Origin of the sequence: Rhizobium sp. SL86, from assembly GCF_026672545.1 — a bacterium.
GTDB lineage: Bacteria > Pseudomonadota > Alphaproteobacteria > Rhizobiales > Rhizobiaceae > Neorhizobium.
On sequence record NZ_JAPPRJ010000002.1, the window covers coordinates 360637 to 380000 of the forward strand.

The 19364-nt window shown below is 62.0% G+C and carries 15 protein-coding genes and 1 pseudogene; 8 read left to right on the forward strand and 8 right to left on the reverse strand.

What is annotated here, in order from left to right; all coding sequences use genetic code 11:
- Nucleotide 1: 1 nt before the first annotated feature.
- The gene (hutH, locus tag OU993_RS13915; protein ID WP_268158326.1) at nucleotides 2–1537 is read right to left on the reverse strand and encodes a histidine ammonia-lyase; all 1536 of its coding nucleotides are present in this window, start codon (nucleotides 1535–1537) and stop codon (nucleotides 2–4) included.
- Nucleotides 1534–2811, reverse strand: a complete 1278-nt coding sequence (hutI, locus tag OU993_RS13920; protein ID WP_442792964.1) for an imidazolonepropionase — start codon at nucleotides 2809–2811, stop codon at nucleotides 1534–1536. Before hutI ends, hutH begins: the two co-directional genes overlap by 4 nt.
- A gap of 75 nt (nucleotides 2812–2886) precedes the next feature.
- Here hutI and OU993_RS13925 point away from each other — a divergent pair, with 75 nt between their 5' ends.
- The 5 genes and pseudogenes from OU993_RS13925 to OU993_RS13945 all read left to right on the forward strand — a co-directional run bounded on the left by OU993_RS13925 (nucleotide 2887) and on the right by OU993_RS13945 (nucleotide 7387).
- Nucleotides 2887–4236 carry a formimidoylglutamate deiminase gene (locus OU993_RS13925; protein WP_268158329.1) on the forward strand — a complete coding sequence of 450 codons (1350 nt, stop codon included), beginning with the start codon at nucleotides 2887–2889 and terminating at the stop codon, nucleotides 4234–4236.
- Nucleotides 4233–4953 (forward strand): annotated as a pseudogene (gene hutC / locus OU993_RS13930) (histidine utilization repressor). Before OU993_RS13925 ends, hutC begins: the two are co-directional and overlap by 4 nt.
- A gap of 136 nt (nucleotides 4954–5089) precedes the next feature.
- Nucleotides 5090–5656, forward strand: coding sequence for a sigma-70 family RNA polymerase sigma factor (locus OU993_RS13935; protein WP_268158330.1), 567 nt, complete (start codon nucleotides 5090–5092; stop codon nucleotides 5654–5656).
- A complete protein-coding gene (locus OU993_RS13940; protein ID WP_268158331.1) occupies nucleotides 5643–6278 on the forward strand; it encodes a DUF1109 domain-containing protein in 636 nt (211 codons plus the stop codon). The genes OU993_RS13935 and OU993_RS13940 overlap by 14 nt, the downstream gene beginning before the upstream one ends.
- Before the next feature lie 68 nt (nucleotides 6279–6346).
- A complete protein-coding gene (locus OU993_RS13945) occupies nucleotides 6347–7387 on the forward strand; it encodes an AI-2E family transporter (protein ID WP_268158333.1) in 1041 nt (346 codons plus the stop codon).
- A 1-nt stretch (nucleotide 7388) separates the two neighbouring features.
- On the opposite strand, the gene OU993_RS13950 is transcribed toward OU993_RS13945, so the two are convergent.
- Nucleotides 7389–8636, reverse strand: coding sequence for a cation:proton antiporter (locus OU993_RS13950; protein ID WP_268158335.1), 1248 nt, complete (start codon nucleotides 8634–8636; stop codon nucleotides 7389–7391).
- Between the two features lie 81 nt (nucleotides 8637–8717).
- Here OU993_RS13950 and OU993_RS13955 point away from each other — a divergent pair, with 81 nt between their 5' ends.
- Nucleotides 8718–9197 (forward strand): DUF421 domain-containing protein, encoded by a 480-nt coding sequence (locus OU993_RS13955; protein WP_268158337.1) that lies wholly within the window; start codon nucleotides 8718–8720, stop codon nucleotides 9195–9197.
- On the opposite strand, the gene OU993_RS13960 is transcribed toward OU993_RS13955, so the two are convergent.
- The 5 genes from OU993_RS13960 to OU993_RS13980 form a co-directional block, all read right to left on the reverse strand.
- On the reverse strand, nucleotides 9190–11469 hold the full coding sequence (locus OU993_RS13960) for an FdhF/YdeP family oxidoreductase (RefSeq protein ID WP_268158339.1): 2280 nt from the start codon (nucleotides 11467–11469) through the stop codon (nucleotides 9190–9192). The two genes, OU993_RS13955 and OU993_RS13960, sit on opposite strands and share 8 nt — an antisense overlap.
- A 92-nt stretch (nucleotides 11470–11561) precedes the next feature.
- On the reverse strand, nucleotides 11562–12743 hold the full coding sequence (locus OU993_RS13965; RefSeq protein ID WP_268158341.1) for a M20 aminoacylase family protein: 1182 nt from the start codon (nucleotides 12741–12743) through the stop codon (nucleotides 11562–11564).
- A gap of 100 nt (nucleotides 12744–12843) precedes the next feature.
- A complete protein-coding gene (locus tag OU993_RS13970; RefSeq protein WP_268158343.1) occupies nucleotides 12844–14958 on the reverse strand; it encodes a mechanosensitive ion channel family protein in 2115 nt (704 codons plus the stop codon).
- Nucleotides 14959–15196: 238 nt separating this feature from the next.
- Nucleotides 15197–16141 carry a 2-hydroxyacid dehydrogenase gene (locus OU993_RS13975; RefSeq protein ID WP_268158344.1) on the reverse strand — a complete coding sequence of 315 codons (945 nt, stop codon included), beginning with the start codon at nucleotides 16139–16141 and terminating at the stop codon, nucleotides 15197–15199.
- 87 nt (nucleotides 16142–16228) lie between these two features.
- Entirely contained in the window at nucleotides 16229–16714 is a 486-nt protein-coding gene (locus OU993_RS13980) for a MarR family winged helix-turn-helix transcriptional regulator (protein WP_268158348.1), read from the reverse strand.
- Nucleotides 16715–16894: 180 nt separating this feature from the next.
- Here OU993_RS13980 and OU993_RS13985 point away from each other — a divergent pair, with 180 nt between their 5' ends.
- Nucleotides 16895–18487, forward strand: coding sequence for an AMP-binding protein (locus OU993_RS13985; protein ID WP_268158350.1), 1593 nt, complete (start codon nucleotides 16895–16897; stop codon nucleotides 18485–18487).
- 101 nt (nucleotides 18488–18588) lie between these two features.
- Nucleotides 18589–19359, forward strand: coding sequence for a DUF6030 family protein (locus tag OU993_RS13990; protein WP_268158352.1), 771 nt, complete (start codon nucleotides 18589–18591; stop codon nucleotides 19357–19359).
- The last annotated feature ends 5 nt before the right edge of the window (nucleotides 19360–19364 follow it).

The following is a 19364-nucleotide window of genomic DNA, read 5'->3' on the forward strand; positions in this document are numbered from 1 at the left end:
CTTACACATCCAGTCCAGGCAGGAGATCCGTCGAGACGCTGGCCACCAGCCACCCGTCGGCGACGAGCGTGGAGGCCGCAGCCAGATCCGGCGCCATGAAACGATCCTCTTCCAGCGTCGGCACAACAGCGCGAATGGCAGCGATCGCCTTAAGCAGTTCCGGGCTCGTTGTGAGCGGTGAACGGAATTCCACGCCTTGCGCGGCCGTCAGCGCCTCGATGCCGATGATCGAGAAGAGATTATCGGTCATCTGGAGGAGACGTCGGGCGCCGTGGCAGGCCATGGAGACATGGTCTTCCTGATTGGCGGAGGTGGGCGTTGAATCGACCGAAGCCGGGTGCGCCATCTGCTTGTTCTCGCTCATCAGCGCAGCAGAGGTCACCTCGGCAATCATCAGGCCGGAATTCAGCCCCGGCTTCTTGGCGAGGAAGGCCGGCAGGCCGTAGGAGAGGGCGGGATCGACCAGAAGAGCGATACGGCGCTGTGCAATCGCGCCGATTTCACACAGTGCGATGGCAATCTGGTCGGCGGCGAAGGCCACCGGTTCTGCGTGGAAGTTGCCGCCGGAGACGACGCTCATATCCGACAGCACCAGCGGATTGTCGGTCACTGCATTGGCTTCGATTTCCAGCGTGCGGCCGGCCATGCGCAAGAGATCCAGGCAGGCGCCATCCACCTGCGGCTGGCAGCGGATGCAATAGGGGTCCTGCACCCGTTCGTCGCCTTCGAGATGGCTCTGGCGGATCACCGAACCTTCCAAGAGACTACGCAGAGCCGCTGCCGTATCGATCTGGCCCCTGTGACCGCGCAGGGTGTGGATGTCTGCGGTGAAGGGAGCGGAGGACCCCATTGCCGCATCGGTCGATAGCGCGCCGGTGATTAATGCGGCTTGCGCCGCGCGATGAGCACGAAAAAGCCCGGCAAGCGCCAGCGCAGTGGAAGCCTGCGTGCCGTTGATCAGCGCGAGACCTTCCTTGGCGGCGAGCACCACCGGTTTAAGGCCGGCTCGGGCGAGGGCTTCAGCGCCGGAAAGGCGTTCGCCCCGATAAAAGGCCTCCGCCTCACCCATCATCACGGCGGCCATATGGGCAAGCGGCGCCAAATCTCCCGAGGCGCCGACCGATCCTTTTTCCGGGATCAGTGGCGTGACACCCTTTTCCAGCATGCCTTCGATCAGGCGTACGAGATCAAGGCGCACACCGGACGCACCGCGCCCGAGCGAGATCAGCTTCAGCGCCATGATCAGGCGGACGATCGTCTCCGGCAACGGCTGACCGACCCCGCAGCAATGCGAGAGGATAAGGTTGCGCTGCAGTGTCGCCGTGTCTGCCGCATCGATCTTGATCGAGGCGAGTTTCCCGAAGCCGGTATTGATGCCGTAGACCGGTTCATTGCCGGCGGCGATCTGGGCAATACGCACCGCGGCCTTTTCAATGCCGGCATCAAAACTGCGGTCCAGCATGGCGGCTTCGCCGGTCCAGTAGATCTGCGCAAGCTCGGTGAGTGTCACGCGGCCGGGGTGAAGGGTAATGGTCATGCGGAGGCTCCTGCAGAGGCAGAGGTGATGCGGCCGTTCCAGACCCGCTGGAAGAGCGGGTTAAAACCGATGCGGTAGACAAGTTCGGCGGGACGCTCGATGTCCCAGAGCGTGAAGTCGGCAGCCTTGCCGATTTCCAGCGTGCCGGTTTCGGAGAGAAGGCCAAGCGCACGGGCCGCTTCGCGCGTCACGCCGGCCAGGCATTCTTCGACCGTGAGGCCAAACAGGGTGGCGCCCATGTTCATTGTCATCAGCAGGGAGGTAAGCGGCGAGGTGCCGGGATTGCTGTCGGTCGCAAGTGCGATCGAGGCGCCCGCCTGTCGCAGCGCCTTGACCGGCGGCAGCTGTTTTTCGCGCAGCGTGTAGAAGGCGCCCGGCAGGAGAACAGCGACGGTTCCGGCCGCAGCCAGCACGGCTGCATCCTCGTCTGCCAGATATTCCAGATGATCGGCAGACAGCGCACCATACCCGGCGGCAAGTTTTGCGCCCTTCAGATCGGACAGTTGTTCGGCGTGCAGTTTGACCGGCAGTCCCAGAGCCCTGGCCTCATCGAAGACACGGGCGATCTCCGCCGGCGAAAATGCGATGCCCTCGCAAAAACCATCGACTGCATCGACAAGGCCTTCGGCATGGGCGGCGCGCAAGCCCGGGATGACGATATCGCTGATGTAATCGCCGTTGCGGCCCTTGTAGGCCGGCGGCGTGGCATGGGCGGCAAGCCAGGAGGTGACGATACGCACGGGGCGGATCTTTTCCAGCTGGCGGGCGGCGCGCAGCATGTTGAGCTCACCTTCAATGGTGAGCGCATAACCGGACTTGATCTCGACGGTGGAGATACCCTCCGCGATCAGCGTATCAAGCCGGGGCAGGGCGGTTTTCACCAGCTGATCGACGCTCAGTGCATTGGTGGCCGTGACCGACGAGACGATGCCGCCACCGGCGCGGGCGATTTCCTCATAGGTCGCACCCGCCAGCCGCATCTCGAATTCCATCGCTCGGTTGCCGCCATAGATCAGATGTGTGTGGCAGTCGATGAAGGAGGGTAGCAGCCAGCGGCCGCCGCAATCAAATCGCTCGCGGATGGCGGATACGTTGGCTGGCAGACCCGCCTCCGGTCCTACATAGGTGATCTGCCCATCCTCGATCAGGAGAGCCCCGTTTTCGATGGGAAGCGCGCCTTTGACAAGTGTTGCGATCCTCGCCCCGGTCCAGAGGCGTGGCGCGCCTTCACCCTCTTTCGGCTGGAATTTCTGCATGGCGTTCCACCTTCCCATTTGCGGATAATGTATATACATGATAGTCAGGACGCAAGACGAAAATTGCAGAGACTGCAGGGAAGGGGTTCAAGCATGACGACGGCGATCTTTGCACGATCAGCGCTGCTGCCGGAGGGATGGGCAAGGGATGTGCGCCTGCAGATTGCCGGCGGAACGATCGCGCAGATCGCATCCAACGCCGTGCCCGAAGCGGGTGACGAGCATCATGATGTCATCATCCCCGCGATGCCGAACCTGCACAGCCACGCCTTTCAGCGTGCCATGGCCGGCCTTGCCGAACTGCGCGGACCGGGAGCCGACAGTTTCTGGAGTTGGCGCACGCTGATGTACCGTTTCGCGCTGTCCATGACGCCGGATCAGGTGGAAGCGGTGGCGGCTGAGCTGTACATGGAGATGCTGGAATCCGGTTTCGGACGGGTGGGGGAATTCCACTATCTGCATCACGATAAGGACGGCGGTCTTTACGCCAATATCGCCGAGATGGCGGAACGGATTGTCGCGGCAAGTGTCGAGACGGGTATTGGTCTCACACTGCTTCCGGTCTTTTACGCCCATTCCGGCTTTGGCGGCGCGGCCCCGACGGAAGGCCAGCGGCGGTTCATCCATTCCATTGAGGATTTCTCCCGGCAGATGGAGGCTTGCCGTACGCTGACCGCCGACCTTCCCGGTGCACGGCTGGGTCTCGCACCCCATAGCCTTCGGGCTGCGACAGCGGAGGAGATTCGCGCCATCCTGCCTTTGGCAGAGGACGGTCCGATCCACATCCACGTCGCCGAGCAGGTGAAGGAAGTGGAGGATTGTCTTGCCGCGACCGGTCGCCGTCCGGTCCAGTTCCTGCTGGAGGAAATGCCGGTCGATTCCCGCTGGTGCCTCATCCACGCCACTCATATGACAAACGAGGAGACGGCGGGTATGGCGGCTACCGGTGCCGTTGCCGGTCTTTGCCCGATCACCGAGGCCAATCTTGGAGACGGCATCTTCAACGGCGAAGCCTATCTTGCCGCCGACGGCGCACTGGGCATCGGCTCGGATTCGAATGTGTTGATTTCCGTATCCGAGGAACTGCGGCAGCTCGAATATTCGCAGAGGCTCGGCCTCAAGGCACGCAACGTGATTGCCCGTGCGAATGGTTCGACCGGTCGTCGGCTTTTCGAGGAGGTGCTGGCCGGTGGCGGGCAGGCGCTCGCAGCGCCCGCTGGATTGGCCGAGGGCAGAAGCGCCGACTTCGTGTCGCTTGCGGCCGACAGTGCTTCATACCTCGCAGAAGACCAGATTCTCGACCATTGGATCTTTGCCGGAGGCATTGCGGTGGACTGCACCTGGGTTGCCGGACAAAAGCTGGTGGAAAAAGGTCGCCATCGGCGTCGCGAATCGATAAAGCGCCGGTTCGATCAGGTGATGCGGGAATTGTTGGACAGATGAGCACGGACAAAGAGAAAACGCTGCACAGTCGCATTCTGGGCGATATCGAGCAGCGTATTCTCTCCGGCGAATGGCAGCCCGGCTTTCGCCTGCCGTTTGAGGTGGATCTCGCGGCGCAGTATGGTTGTTCGCGCATGACGGCAAACAAGGTGTTGACGCAGCTGGCACGCGCCGGTCTGATCGAACGCCGCAAGAAATCCGGCAGTTTCGTCGCCCAGCCGGTTGCCCAGTCGGCCGTTTTGGAAATCCACGATATCGAAACGGAAGTCCGCTCGCTTCATCTGTCCTATCGATATCAGATCGAGGTGAAGACCCGCCGCAAGGCAACCAGCGAGGATCGCGCCCAGCTCGAGCTTGTCGAAGGTGGGCCGGTTCTCGATCTGTCCGTCATCCATTATGCTGGCGACCGCCCCTTCTGCCTTGAGCGTCGCCTGATCAACCTGACGACGGTGCCGGAAGCCGAAACGGAAGCGTTTGCGATTCTCTCGCCGGGAGCCTGGCTGATCAGCCGGGTTCCGTGGAATGCTGCCGAGCACCGCATCCAGGCCATTTCCGCAACGGCTGAGATTGCGGCGAAACTCGATATGGTCCGCGGTGCGGCATGTCTCGTCATCGAACGCCGCACCTGGGGGCCAGAGGGGCCCGGTGACCTTCGTCCGGTTCAGTTATCCGGGCGAACGCCATGCGCTGGTAGCGCGCTTCCAGCCGGGGGGCTGACCGCCCCTTTCATTTCGCCCGAAGTTCCTTCTGTTTTATTTCCCACGCAGATTTGTGTCGAGATTGCGTGCGGGGCCGGTGAAATTTATCGAGAGCGATGTAACAATGGTCCTCGGGGATCCGTAAAGGATGTCGAGTGACACATTTGGTGCGTGAAGAAGAGTGGGCGAAATGGATGCGCAGCGCCATGGCAGGCGATGCGCAGTCGTACCACCGATTCCTGACGGACGTGACGCCGCATCTGCGCAGGATGGCACGACGAAAGTGCGATCACTTGGGTGCGCCGCCCAGCGAGGCCGAAGATGTCGTTCAGGATGTGTTGCTGACGATCCACATGAAGCGTGGCACCTGGGATCCGGCGCGACCGATTGGTCCCTGGTTGTCGGCGATCGTGCGCAACAAGCTGATCGACTCGCTTCGCCGGCGTGGCCGCCATATCAGCGTGCCTCTTGAGGATGTGCTGGAAAGCCTGGCGATCGATCCGCAGTTCAGCGCCACGGATCGGTTGGACGCAGAACAGGTGCTGACACGACTGAAGGAGCCGCAGCGCGATATCGTCCGCTCGATTTCGATCGAAGGCGCGAGCGTACGCGAAACGGCGACACGGCTGAAGATGACGGAAGTGGCGGTGCGGGTTTCGCTGCATCGCGCGCTGAAGTCGCTCGCCCAGATATACCGGAGTAAAACAGGTGAAGACGGATGATCTGATCAACCTGCTGGCGCAGGATACCGCGGTGAAGCGGCGGCTTTTGCCGCTGATGAATCTCGCGCTTATCGCGGGCGGGCTCGTGACGTCCAGCCTTCTGTTCGCAGAACTTGGCCTGAGGGAAAATCTTCTCGGCCAGATGGAAACGATGCGCGTGATCGCAAAGGTGGCGATCTCGCTATTGTTTGCAGTCGGCTCGGTCCTGCTTGTCCGACGTATCGGACAGCCCGGACTTCCCATCAAACCGATGGCTCTGTTTCTGCTTCTCCCGGCTGGTCTGCTTGTCACGGCAGTCGGGGCAGAGTTGATGGTGTTGCCGCGTTCGGTCTGGCTCGCCAATCTCATCGGCCGCAATTCCCTCTTCTGCATTGCCGCCGTTCCGGTTCTGGCCTTGCCGCCGCTTGCCGCTTTCCTCTTGGCGTTGAGGAACGGCGCGCCGGAAAGTCCGACCATGGCCGGCGCCTTTGCCGGGCTGGCGGCTGCCGGCATCGCAGTCACCGCCTATGCCTTGCATTGTACGGATGACAGTCCGCTTTTCGTTGCGACCTGGTATGGACTGGCGGTGACCGTCGTCACCGTTATGGGAGCGGCTCTCGGGCGCCTTTTTCTTCGCTGGTGAACTGGCGGCGGGGGATACTGGAACCCTCGCTTGCGGCAGACGTTGGACCGGCTTGTCCGGAGAACCTGATGTCGCGCTCGAAAATCTCAGTTTACGTTCTGCTGGTGGTGCTGATCCTGTTGATGATCGCTGCACCGTCCATGCTGCTGCTCACCTTTGCCGGACTGCTGTTTGCAATCCTGCTCAATGCGGGCGGGAGCCGGATTTCGGCCGCGACGGGTATGAGCGAACGGGCCGGGGTGATCGTTTTTGCGCTGCTGATGGCGGCAATGCTTGTCGTGATGGGGGTGTGGTTCACGCCATCGGTGGCGGAACAGGTTGATCAGCTGTCGGATGCCGTTCCGAAGGCGCTGGAGCGCCTGGAAGGCTGGCTCAACCATTATCAGTGGGGCCAGGACATGATGGCCCGGTTGTCGATCGAGGATCTGATGACCGGCAGCTTCCGCTCGACGGCCACATCCGCCGTCACGACAACCTTCGGCGGTCTCGGCAATCTCGTCATCATATTGTTCATCGGGCTCTATGGTGCACTGGAGCCCGGCGTCTATCGGCGTGGGTTGATCGCACTGCTGCCGCCGGAAACATCCGGTCGCGGTGAAGAGGTGCTGAGACGCTCCGCGTCGCAGTTGCGGCACTGGCTGAAGGCACAGTTCCTGTCGATGGCGGCCGTCGGCGTACTCACAGCGCTGGGGCTCTGGGCCATCGGTTTGCCGCTGCCTTTTCTGCTCGGCGTCATCGCCGCACTTCTGGCTTTTATTCCGAACATCGGGCCGATCCTTGCCTGCCTGCCGGCCCTGTCGCTCGCCTTGCCCAACGGCATGGTCATGGTCGTCTGGGTTCTGGCCGTCTACATCTGCGTTCAGACGCTGGAAAGCTACCTGCTGACGCCCCTCATCCAGCGCCATGAGGTGCACTTGCCGCCTGCCCTCATCATTTCCGTTCAGATCCTGCTGGCCGCCCTGTTTGGTATCCTGGGGCTTGCGCTGGCAACGCCGCTGACGGCGCTCGCCATCGTTCTGGTGCGCGAAATCTATGTCCGGGATTATCTGGAACGCGGTGCGCGCACCGCCGGACAGTCGCGTGATGCCGGCCCATCCGCCGCCGAATGAGCTAGGTCACGACCCGTTGCACCAATCGGCGCAGTGTCAGCCCCTGTACGATGATGGTGAAGATGACCACGGTGTAGGTGGCCGCGAGGATCACCGACTTGTGTTCTCCCTCGGGAATGGACAGCGCGAGAGCGACCGAAATACCACCCTTAAGGCCGCCCCAGGTCAGGGTGGCAATGGTGCCGGACACGAAGGGCTTTGCCCGTGACAGGACGAGAACCGGCAGGCTGACGGAAATGAAGCGTGCCAGAAGTGCGATCGGGATCGCCGCAAGCGGCAGAAGGCCGAGCGACGGATCAAGCCGAAGCACCAGGACCTCCAGACCGATCAACAGGAACAGGATGGCGTTCAGGATCTCATCGATCAGGGTCCAGAAGCCGAAGAGATAGCGTTGCGTCAGATCGCTCATCGCGCGTTTCGGGCCACGATTGCCGACAAAGAGGCCGGCGACCACCACGGCAATCGGTCCGCTCATGCCGAAACGGGAGGCGAGCGCATAGCTGCCGGCCACCAATGCCAGGGAGATCAGCACCTCAATGGAATAGTTGTCGATCCGCTGCATGGCGAGGAAGGCGATGTAGCCGCCGGCGAGGCCGACCGCCGCGCCGCCGAAGGCTTCGAGCGCCAGAAGGTTCGCTGCGCCGCTAAAACCCGCGGCACTGTGTCCCTCGCCGGTTGCGATCGTCAGCATGATGGTGAAGACCACAACGCCGATGCCGTCGTTGAAGAGCGACTCGCCGCTCATGTCGGCTTCCAGCGACTGCGGAACCTTGACCGATTTCAGTGTAGCGAGCACGGCCACTGGATCTGTCGGGCTGATCAGCGCGCCAAAAACGAGAGCCCAGATGAAGGGCAGGGACGTGCCGATGGCCTGGCTTACCAGCCAGACGCCGGTTGCAACGAGAAGGGTGGATAAGACCACACCGAGGCTCGCCATGGCGGCAACGACCCAGGCGCGATCGCGCAACGCGCTGAAATCCACATGCAGGGCGCCGGCAAACAGAAGAAAGGCGAGCATTCCATCCAGCACGGTTCGCTGAAAATCCACCTGCCGCACCACACGGGCGAGATCCTCGTACAGCGCGACCTCGTGAAAAACGAGTTCGACGACCAGAAGCAGGATCGAGGCGAGGAGGCCCATAATCAGCACGCCGATCGTCTCCGGCAGCTTGAAGAAACGCTCGTTCACCCAGCCGAAGATGGCGGTCAGCGTCAGCAGAATGGAGATGAGTTCGAGAGGGGATAGCATGGGTTTTCACTCGTTGTATGGGCTTCAGGAACATTAGGGGGCGGCGCCTTGTTCCCTCGGGGGTAAAAACGAGGTGGCGACATGAACTGGTCCGAGATGTTCTTTCAGAATTGGCAGGGGATCGTACGAACGCTGATTGTCGGAGCGCTCGCTTATGCCACCCTCGTTCTGTTTCTCAGGATCTCGGGCAAGCGGACCCTGGCCAAACTCAACGCCTTCGATCTGGTGGTAACCGTCGCACTCGGCTCGACACTGGCATCAGTGCTGTTGCAGGAAAGCGTGGCGCTTGCGGAAGGCGCTGCCGCCCTGGCCATCCTGATCGGTTTCCAGTATCTCGTGGCATCGCTTTCGGTACGCTCGAAGGGGTTTGCGAAACTTGTCCGCTCCGAGCCGAGCCTGGTTGCTCATCAGGGCGCCTTTTGCCATGGCGCCTTGCACACCCAGCGCCTCACGCAGGACGAGGTGTTGAGCGCTATCCGCTCCAACGGTGGCCGGCAGATCGAGGATGCGGAAGCCGTCATTCTGGAAAGTGACGGCTCCCTCAGCGTGATCCTCAGGTGAGGATGCGCACCGGAACGGATTTCGCCGCCGGGGTCTTCGAACGAACATCGTGGTGCGATAGCGGGATCAGCCAGTTGAGCTCGGGATAATAACCGCCGACACAGCCATCCGGCAGATCGAAGGGCAGCACCTTCAGCCCGGTAACACCACGCGGGCGGCCATCATCGAGATCTGTCGCGAGGCCAACAATCTGGCCCTCCTGCAGGCCCGCCTGTGCCATCTCCTTGGGGTTGATCAAGAGCACGTCGCGTGTTCCCTCGATGCCGCGCAGCCGGTCGCTGTAACCATAGATCGTTGTGTTGAACTGGTCGTTGCTGCGTAGCGTGATAAGCCGGAAGCGGCCTGGCCTGTCCTCGAAGCCGGCGGCGGAGAGTTCGTTTGGAACGGTGAATTCGGCCTTGCCGCTTTCGGTCTTCCAGATCCGTTCGCGCGCGCTGTTGCCGCGATAAAAGCCGCCCGGCGTGAACATGCGCTTGTTGAAATCGCGAAAGTCTTCCGGATAGGTCGCCTCGATCAGGTCACGCACCTTGCCGTAATCGCCAAGCCATTCGTCCCATTGGACGCGTGGATTGGGGGGAAGTGTCGCCTTGGCAATGCCGGCGACGATGGCCATTTCGGAAAGAAGATGTTCGCTCGCCGGCCGGCGCCGGCCGATCGAGCCATGGATGCAGCTGAAACTGTCCTCCATGGTCACGGTCTGCGGCCCCGTTTCCTGCATATCCTCCTCCGAACGTCCGAGGCAGGGCAGCAGATAGGCGACCTCGCCGTTCACCAGATGGCTGCGGTTCAGTTTCGTGGCGATCTGCACTGTCAGCCGCATGCGCTGCCAGGCGTCTTCCATCGCGCCGCGTTCCGGAATGGCGCGGATGAAGTTGCCGCCGAGGCTGACAAAGGCCTTCACCTCGCCTGCCAGGATGCCTTCGCAGGCTTCGACGGTATTGACACCCTTTTCCATCGGCGGCTCGAAACCATAGAGCCGCGCCAGTTTGTCCATCGGCACCAGTTCCGGCTTTTCCGAAATGCCGACGGTTCGTTGGCCCTGCACGTTGGAATGACCGCGCACCGGGGAAATGCCGGTGCCGTCGCGGCCGATATTGCCCTTCATCAGCAGGAGGTTCACCAGCATCGCGATGTTCTCGAAACCGTGCACCTGCTGGGTGAGACCCATGCCGTATATGCCGATCACCTTGTCGGCCTCCACATAGACCTGTCCTGCCGCCTGCAGGGCCTCCCGTGTCAGGCCGGAATTTTCCTCGATCTCGTCCCAGGAGGTTGCCCGCAGCTTTTCCGCGAAAGCCTCGAAATCGTGAGTATGGCTCTTGATGAAATCATGGTCGAGCACGCTGTCGCCCCGCGCCTTGGCCTCGTCCTCCTTGTCGAGTACGTGCTTGCAAAGCCCCATGATCGCGGCGATGTCGCCGCCAGCCTTCACCTGCAGGTATTGGCACGAGATCGGCGTTTCGTCGCCGGTCAGCATCTCGGTCGGGCTTTGCGGATTGATCATGGCGACCAGCCCCTTTTCGCGCACCGGATTAAAGGTGACGATGCGACAGCCGCGTTTGACCGCTTCCTGCAGCGGATGGAGGAAACGCGGGCTGTTGGAACCCGTATTCTGTCCGAAGAAGAAGATGGCGTCGCAGGTGGAAAAATCCTCGAAGACCGAGGTACCGACCGAGGCGCCGATGACCTTCTTGAGCCCGACCGACGTCGTCTCGTGGCACATGTTGGAACTGTCCGGCAGGTTGTTGGTGCCATAGAGCCGGGCAAATAGGGCGTAGAGATAAGAGGTCTCAAGGCTTGCCCGTCCGGAGGTGTAGAAGACCACGGATTTCGGGTCGAGCCCTTTCAGCTCGCTGCCGATGGCGGCAAACGCCTCTTCCCAGGAACAGGGAACATATCTGTCCTGGTCGCGGTCAAGCCGCATGGGATGCGTCAGCCGGCCCTGCTGTTCAAGGTCGTAATCGTTCCATTCCCGCAATTCGGTGATGGTGTGCTTGGCGAAAAAATCGGGCGTGCAGCGCCGGGTGGTCAGCTCCCACAACGTCGCCTTGGCACCGTTCTCGCAGAATTCGAAGGTGTGATATTTGGCAGGCTTCGTCCAGGCGCAGGACACACACATGAAACCGCCCGGCTTGTTCTGCCGGGACAGTGTTTCGAGTGCACCGGGTGTCGGCCATTCTGCACCGAAGATGCGGGTGATGCCGCGCAGCGATCCCCATCCACCGGCGGGTCCATCATACTTCACGGTGTCGTGGTCGGACGTATCGGACATGGCGCTTCTCCTGTTGCCGGATGGATTGACCACTCGGCAACTGAAGAGGGCGAAGAAGGTTCCCGTAATCGGGCAGCAGTCTCCCGTGGCAATCAGTCCTGCAGGAAGCGTTCCGTCAGCCGCGCCCAGAGTGCGGCACCGACCGGAATGTTCGCATCGGCGAAATTATAACGCGGATTGTGCAGGAAAGCGGAGGACAGGCCATTGCCCAGCCGCACGAAGCTGCCGGGGCGTTCCTCCAGCATATAGGCAAAGTCTTCGCTACCCGGGATCAACGGGCAAAGGCTCACTTTGTCCTCCCCGAGCAGCTCCTCGGCCACTTGCCGGATGAAGCTCGTTTCCGCCTCCGAATTGACGACCACCGGCGTACCGCGCGCGTAGTCCACGTCGGCGGTGGCACCATGGCCTTCGGCAATCGAGGCTGCGAGCGCAAGAATGCGATCTTGCAGCCTGTCGCGGATGGTAGCATCGAAGGAGCGAATGCTGAGCGCCATGGTCGCCGTTTCGGGGATGACGTTTGCGGCATCGCCGGCGTGGATCGCACCGACGGTTACGACCGAGGTCTGGGTCGGATCGATGCTGCGCGAGACGACCGATTGCAGGGCGACCACCAGGAGGCTCGCAATATAGATCGGATCGATGGCGAGATGTGGACGCGAGGCATGACCACCCTTGCCCTTGATGGTGATCCGCGCCGTATCCGAGGCCGCCATGATCGGACCGGGTCGGACCATCAGATGCCCTTCTGCAACGCCTGGATGATTGTGGAGACCAAAGACCGCGTCACAGGGAAAACGGTCGAAAAGCCCGTCGGCGATCATGCGCTTGGCACCACTATGGGTGTTGGATTCTTCCGCCGGCTGGAAGATGACGTTCAGCGTGCCGGAAAAGCGCCGCGTGCGGGCGAGGTATTCGGCCGCGGCCAATAGCACCGTCGTATGACCGTCATGGCCGCAGGCATGCATCTTGCCGGGGACGGTGCTGGCATAATCCAGTCCCGTCTCTTCCGTGATCGGCAGCGCATCCATATCGGCCCGGATGCCGATGCTTTTTGTGCCGTTGCCGACCTTTAGACGACCGACGACACCATGTCCGCCAATGCCGCGCGTGACCGCGTAGCCCCAGGCCTCCAGTTTTTCCGCAACGAACCGGCCGGTCACGGCTTCCTCGTGCGAAAGCTCCGGATGTGCATGCAGGTGCCGGCGAATGGCCGTGAATTCGGCATGCGTCTCGTCAAAATCGGAAAGGCGGGCATAGGCATTGTCTTGCAGCATGGGGGATCCAATCAGTCGTGAGCCGTTGTTTCGCGTTGCCGCGAAACCTCGTTCCAGACCTTATCCCTCGCGACAAACGTCGGTAAACAGAAAACCGCCGCTATACCTGGTTTGCCGGCAGCGGAATGACGGTGGCGGCAGCGCCGCCCGATTCCATCAACTGGCCATTGCCTGAGCGGACCACGACGGCGTTGGAGGCAAGCGGCAGGCCCGCTTCCTTGAAGGCCGCCAAAAGACGTTTCATCGCCTCCCGCTTGATGAGGGTAGGTTTACCCGGCCGCGCCGTGAACTTGAAGCGGATCACCATGGAGGTCTCGTTGACATCATGGATGCCCTGCATCTTGACCGGCACCAGGAAATAGTCGCCGAATTCGGGATGGTCGAGGAGACCGATCCCGACCTTCTTGGCGGTCTTGCGGATCATTTCGAGATCGGCGTCTCGGTCGAAGCGCAGCTCGAACTTGATGGTGCCCCAGTCGCGGCTGTAATTCGTCACCGAACTGATCTGGCCGAACGGGATGGTGTGGATCGGGCCATTGTGGTGACGAAGCCGGATCGAGCGCAGGGAGATCTGTTCGACCGTTCCGACCAGTTTTCCAGTATTGATATATTCACCGATGCGGAAGGCATCCTCCGCCAGGAAGAAGATGCCCGAGACGACATCCTTCACCAGTGTCTGCGAACCGAAGGAGAGTGCAAGACCAAGCACACCGAAGCCGGCCAGCAGGGGCGCGACATCGACGCCCGCTGTGGAGATGATCACGAGGCCGGCAATCGCGATGACGGCCCCGAGAATGAGGTTGCGGACGACAGGAAGAATGGTGCTGATGCGGCTCGTCTCAACCTTCGCCTCGTCTTCCTGTCCGGGGATGACCGGCGCATTGGTGGGGGCAACCGCATCGAAATAACGCAGGAGGAAACTGCAGATCGTCCAGCTGACGATGAGCGCGAAGCTCAACTGCTCCAGCCAGATCAGCCATGTGGTGATGAGTGTGGAGGCCCCCATCATCAGCGGCTGCCAGAGCTGGACGATGATGTGGAGACCGATCAGCCAGACCGCGCCGGCCAGCGGGGTTCCAAGGCTTCGCAGAACGATGCCGACAAAATCACGCCCCCTCTGTTCCTCCCGCTTTTTCGCCATCGCCGCGAGAAGCGTCACGATGGCGCGATCCAGAACGGGCACCATGATCATCAGAAACTGCGTCGTGCCCGCAGCCTTGGCCCAGACGGTGTTTTGCGACGTGCCAGCGACCAGCAGGCCGACGAACCAGATCAAGATGGCAGACGCAATGTAGAAATCGGCCAGAAGATTGCCGACAAATTTGCGGATGTGGCCGGCCTCCTTGCCGGCAAAGACATTGGCGATATCCCGGCGCCCGGCAATGAACCACCAGAGTTTCAGGATCGTCAGAACCGAAACGGTCAGGAAAAGCCAGCTGTCCGCCGCCTCCGCCTCGACCATTCGTACATCGGCCAGCCGTACCGAATTGGCGATGAAAGCATTGAGCACACCGTAGGCCAGAAGCATGCGGAAGTGCCAGTGCGGGCGGGCAATGTCGAGCAGCGGCGGTTTGCCTTCGCCATTCGACTTGAACAGGAAACGCCCGGCGGCCGCATAGATGAGACCGCCGGTGAGGATGGCGAGCAGCGACCCCGCAACCTGCTTGGTAAAGGTGCGCGGAATGGCAAGCTGGTGAAGTACGAGATAAGCCACCGCCATGAAGGACAGGATGGCGAAGGCATCACAGACCAGCCGCAAGGACGCGATGATGAAAGCGTGCTTCGGATCGAAACGCCGGGACAGGTGGGCAAGAGCTGTGCGTACGAGATAGGCCGCGGCAAGCCCGGCCAAAGCGGACATCAAGGCCGCGAAGCCGGCGCGTGAAGGCCCCTGTGCCTCGGCAGTCAGGATCTGCCAGCTGGACTGGAAGGCCGCCGGCAGTCCGGTGAAGCCATCGATCGCTCGCTGGATGCCCAATTGGAACGATAAAACCAGGTCGCTGAACATCCACATGCCGTCCATGGCAACGACGGGTTCTGCGGTCGGCGGCGCTGCGGGGGCGGCGTCCGTGGCTGGGGCTGCCGCTTCCATCTGCAGGATCACCTGCCGCCCGCTCTGTTCGGCGGCACGAATGGCGGCATCGATGTCCGAGGCATCCTGGCCAGCCTTGACGATGATCGTCACCGGGGGCGGCGCGGCGGTCTGCGCTAACACCCCAGAGGCGCTGACAAGGGTGAGAAACAGTGCTGTCGCAATGACGCCCCTGCCAAAACCAGTGGCCCGGGATCGGGTGGCTTTTGCCGTTCTGTTGAAGAAACTCATTCCGTTGGATGCCCCCGCCTGCGGCAGCCTTTGCTGCGTCTGCCGGCATGATGCATCAGGTCCAAGCCGAAAGGCAACGGTGACCGGCTATACCTGCGCCATCCATGACGACAGTTAAGTCTTGTGCGGCTTAATACCCGCGGATGCGGTCCACGGTTTGGGGCAGGCTGCCGGTGCGACGCCAGGCGGCGATATTGCCCGCCACGATACGGGCGGCGCTGGATGGCGTTGTCGGGGCGGAGATATGTGGCAGAACCGTCACCTTCGGATGCGTCCAGAACGGCGAGGAGGCCTCCAGCGGCTCGCGCTCGAAGACATCCAGCACGGCGTGGTCGAGATGGCCGCTCTCCAGCACCCGGATCAGATCGTCGGCAACGATGATGGCGCCGCGGGCAAAATTGATGAGCGAAGCCCCTTCGGGCATCCGCTTCAGCCGCTCGAAGTTCAACAGGCCGCGCGTTTCGACGGTGAGTGGCAGAAGGCAGACGGTGATGTCGCTGGTCGAGAGCAGTGTGTCGAGCCCATCTTCGCCGGACAGAGTGACGATCTCGGCAAGATCCTTGCGGCTCCGGCTCCAGCCCTGCACCCGGAAACCTGCATCCATCAGGCGTCGGGCCGCCTCGCTGCCGAGCGCTCCCATACCGAGAAGGCCGACGGTGATTTCCGAAGGATGACGGTAGTCGCGTGGCGCCCACCGCTTTTCGGCCTGGCTCACGCGGTAGGCCGGCATGTCGCGTTGAAGATAATAGGTCCAGGCAAGCACCGCCTCTCCCATCACGCGCGACAGTTCCGGATCGACCAGACGCACGATCGGCGGTGCGGTGACGCCGAGTTCCAGCACCAGCCGTTCGACGCCGGCCCACAGGCTGTGGATCCAGGATAATCCGCTGAGGGCGGCCACATCCGCCGGGTCCGGATTGGCGACGATGGCGATTTCCGCCAGGCGCCGTTCCTCTCCGGTCAGGTCACGGAAAGGCAGGATGCGCTCTTCCGGCATGGCGCGCCTGAGTATCTCCAGCCAGGTCTGTTCCTCCTCGACATCAAGACGCGTGACAAAGGCGAGTGGTGGGATCATCGGTGCTCATCTCCTGCGGTGGCTCGTCTTGTCCTCGCCCGGATGCGCAGCGTCAAGCCCTGCTCTTGCCCGGACTGTCTTTGGCCGTCAGGTTGCGGGACGTTCGTATAGCCGTCGCAGCATGCGGATGAGGTCGAGGCGCTCCTCCTCCGAAAGAACCGAACAGAAGTCCTTCTCGTGCTGATCGATGATCCCGTGAACGCGCCCGAGCACGTCCTGGCCCAACGGGCTCAGGCGCATTTCGTGCCGGCGCCGGTCGATGGCGGAGGATCGGCGTTCGATGAAACCGCGCGCCATCAGCCGTTTGACCATGCCCATCATCGTTGCCCGGTCCATCGACAGCGCATTGGCGATGTCGACCTGTGACGCGCCCGGATTGGTGGCAATGAGTTCCAGCGCCGCGAGCTGTTTCTGCGTCAGATCGAATTCCGCCATGTGAGCGGCAAAGTCCCTGTAGAGCGCGAGATGGGCCATGCGCAGGTGGTATCCCACGAGCCCTGTCAGCCATCGACGCTCCAGCCCCCCGTTCTCGCCGCTGCCACTGGCTTCGTTTCTCGTGGCCTCATTCGCCATTGACTGATCTCTCCACTCTATTCACCCTTCTAGGGTGCCGGGAAACGGGTTGCGAAGGCAAGCCCCTCGCGGCAATCATGAAACTGGATGCCTTGCCGACAATCGCATGCTTGCCAAGCAGGGTACATAATTGTATGTGTCGCATACAATTGATCGTGGAGGCGATCCGGAGGAGGACAGATGCATACGACCGAAGTGGACATGGCCGGTTTTGCCAAGGGCAACTCCTTCACGCTTGTTGCGGAAGATCCGGTCGGATACCGGGCAAAGGTATCGCCCAACACTGTCGCGGTCAGGACGCTGACCGATGGTTCGAGCCTCACCTATGCCGCGCTTAATGATCGTATTGCCCGCTGTGCTGCGCTGCTCCACGACCTGTTCGGTTCCCGCGGGGACCAGTTCCGGGTTGCGGGACTGGCGCGCAACTGCGTCGACCTGCTGGTGCTCGCCTTTGCCTGTCAGCGCATCCGCGCGATCTTCGTTCCCCTGAACTGGCGGCTGAACGCCGCGGAACTGTCTGCCATCATCGCCGATTGCGATCCCGAGCTTGTGGTCTACGAACCGGAGTTCGAACCCGTCGCGCAGGGACTTGTCGCGCATGCGCCCCGGTTGATGGTCTTTCCGTTTGGCGGCGGCGAGGGCGGGCTTGACGTTCGTCTTGCGGCAGCCCATCCGATGGCGCGCCTGAGAGGGGATGCGGACCAGCCGGCGATCCTGCTATACACCTCCGGCACGACCGGTACCCCGAAGGGCGTCATTCTCACCCGCCGTAATCTCTTCTATTCTGCGGTCAACTTCTCCTTCGTCGGCGAAGTGACGCCGGGCTCCGTCACTTTCTGCGATCTGCCCTTTTTCCACACGATCGGTCTCGTCGCGATTGCCCGCACCACCCTGATGATGGGCGGTACGCTCGTGATATCCGACCGGTTTGTGCCGGAGCGGACGCTTGCCTGCCTTAATGACGAGGCGCTCGGCGTCACGCATTATTTCGCCGTGCCACAGATGGCTTCGGTCCTGCGCGATCAACCGGGTTACGCGCCGGAGCGGATGCGCCGCCTGAAGGCGATCTTCATCGGCGGCGCGCCGCTTCCCCCGCCGCTTGTCGCGGCCTACCTCGCCGATGGCGTGGCGCTGGTGAATGGTTATGGCATGAGCGAGGCAGGCACCGTGATGCACATGCCGCTCGATCCGGACGCCATTGCGACCCGGCATGGCAGCATCGGTTTTCCCGCACCGCTGATCGAACTGAAGATTTGCGATCCGGACGGCCGCGAGGTCGATGCCGGTGAGATCGGCGAAATCTGGTTGCGAGGTCCTTCGGTATCCCCGGGTTACTGGAACAAACCGAAGGAAACGGAAGCCGCTTATCGTGACGGCTGGCTGCGCACCGGCGACATGGCAAAACGCGATGAGGACGGTTTCCACATCCTCGCCGACCGACTGAAGGACATGTTCATCAGTGGCGGTGAAAACGTCTATCCGGCCGAGATCGAAGGCGTCATCGCTGGCCATCCGGCGGTTGCCGAAGTCGCCGTCATCGGCGTTCCGGATGCGCGATGGGGCGAGGTGGGTGCCGCTTATGTGGTCCTGCGCCCGGGCGAACGTGTCAGCGAAGAAGACCTGAAGGCGTTGTGCGCCAAGATGCTTGCCGCCTACAAGCGGCCGGCCCATGTGGTGTTTGTCGATGCCATCCCGCGCAATGCGGCAGGCAAACCGCAAAAGCACATGCTTCGCGAACGCTGGACAAAAACGCCGGCCGTCGCCGCTGTCTGAGTGGCGGCGGCTGACCTTCTCCTTCGCAAAGGCGGTAATCCGTGCTAACCGCCTGTCCTGCCGCGACCGTGGGAGCGATCGTTCGGCGGTGAAGGCGGATCATGCAAAAGAGGATATCGCGACTTCCGTTTCTGGGCTTTCTGCTCCTGTTTGTCGTGCCCATTGCTGCCGTCTTCCTGCTGGCGCATGATGCCCGGAACCTGAAGCAGCTGACCCGCTGGGCAGGTTTGCCCCTGGAGAGCGGGGAACCCCCGCCTGTGGAAATCCGCGCGACGCCACTGCCTGTGGAACCATCGCGCCCAGGAGATATCGCACCACAAACCCGGTTGCAGATCTCGCGCGATGCGCGGTCGCTGGCAGAACCCGCACCTGCCGGCGAGCGCGCTCACAGTTTTTCAGAGATCGTTCCCGAAAAACGGTGCCAGTCGATCAGCCGGTTCGGGCGAAGCGCACCGGACTTCTTTGCCGTTCCCACGGAATGGACCTGCCTTGCGGAGCTTCGGTACCCGAACAGCGACGACGTGCTGTTCCTGCAGGTCACGGGACGAGCCAAAAGCGAGCGTATCTTCCGTGCCAAGCTGAACCTTTATGACGGGCGCTCGCTGACACCGATGGCAATGGACATGGCGCAGGCGCTTCAACTCTTCGAGCCCGTCAATCCCGCTTATGTCGCGCGTCTCGTGCAGCAGATGATCGATGAGGATCGTGAAGGCGAGTGGATCCTGGGATATGGGCGTATGGAGATCGCGCGCGAAAGCGGCGCCGGGCGCCGCTACAACATCTTCGTCCGCCAGGACCCACCACGAACCACGCCAGCGACGCCGAACTCCGGGTTTCGGCTGACGCAGAGCATCGGACGACCCACGGAATGACCGTG

Excerpts from the sequence above, each read along its gene's own strand:
- hutH (WP_268158326.1), bottom strand. The coding sequence starts at position 1,537 with ATGACCATTACCCTTCACCCCGGCCGCGTGACACTCACCGAGCTTGCG.
- hutI (WP_442792964.1), bottom strand. The coding sequence starts at position 2,811 with ATGGGAAGGTGGAACGCCATGCAGAAATTCCAGCCGAAAGAGGGTGAA.
- OU993_RS13925 (WP_268158329.1), top strand. The coding sequence starts at position 2,887 with ATGACGACGGCGATCTTTGCACGATCAGCGCTGCTGCCGGAGGGATGG.
- OU993_RS13945 (WP_268158333.1), top strand. The coding sequence starts at position 6,347 with ATGTCGCGCTCGAAAATCTCAGTTTACGTTCTGCTGGTGGTGCTGATC.
- OU993_RS13950 (WP_268158335.1), bottom strand. The coding sequence starts at position 8,636 with ATGCTATCCCCTCTCGAACTCATCTCCATTCTGCTGACGCTGACCGCC.
- OU993_RS13955 (WP_268158337.1), top strand. The coding sequence starts at position 8,718 with ATGAACTGGTCCGAGATGTTCTTTCAGAATTGGCAGGGGATCGTACGA.
- OU993_RS13960 (WP_268158339.1), bottom strand. The coding sequence starts at position 11,469 with ATGTCCGATACGTCCGACCACGACACCGTGAAGTATGATGGACCCGCC.
- OU993_RS13965 (WP_268158341.1), bottom strand. The coding sequence starts at position 12,743 with ATGCTGCAAGACAATGCCTATGCCCGCCTTTCCGATTTTGACGAGACG.
- OU993_RS13975 (WP_268158344.1), bottom strand. The coding sequence starts at position 16,141 with ATGATCCCACCACTCGCCTTTGTCACGCGTCTTGATGTCGAGGAGGAA.
- OU993_RS13980 (WP_268158348.1), bottom strand. The coding sequence starts at position 16,714 with ATGGCGAATGAGGCCACGAGAAACGAAGCCAGTGGCAGCGGCGAGAAC.
- OU993_RS13985 (WP_268158350.1), top strand. The coding sequence starts at position 16,895 with ATGCATACGACCGAAGTGGACATGGCCGGTTTTGCCAAGGGCAACTCC.
- OU993_RS13990 (WP_268158352.1), top strand. The coding sequence starts at position 18,589 with ATGCAAAAGAGGATATCGCGACTTCCGTTTCTGGGCTTTCTGCTCCTG.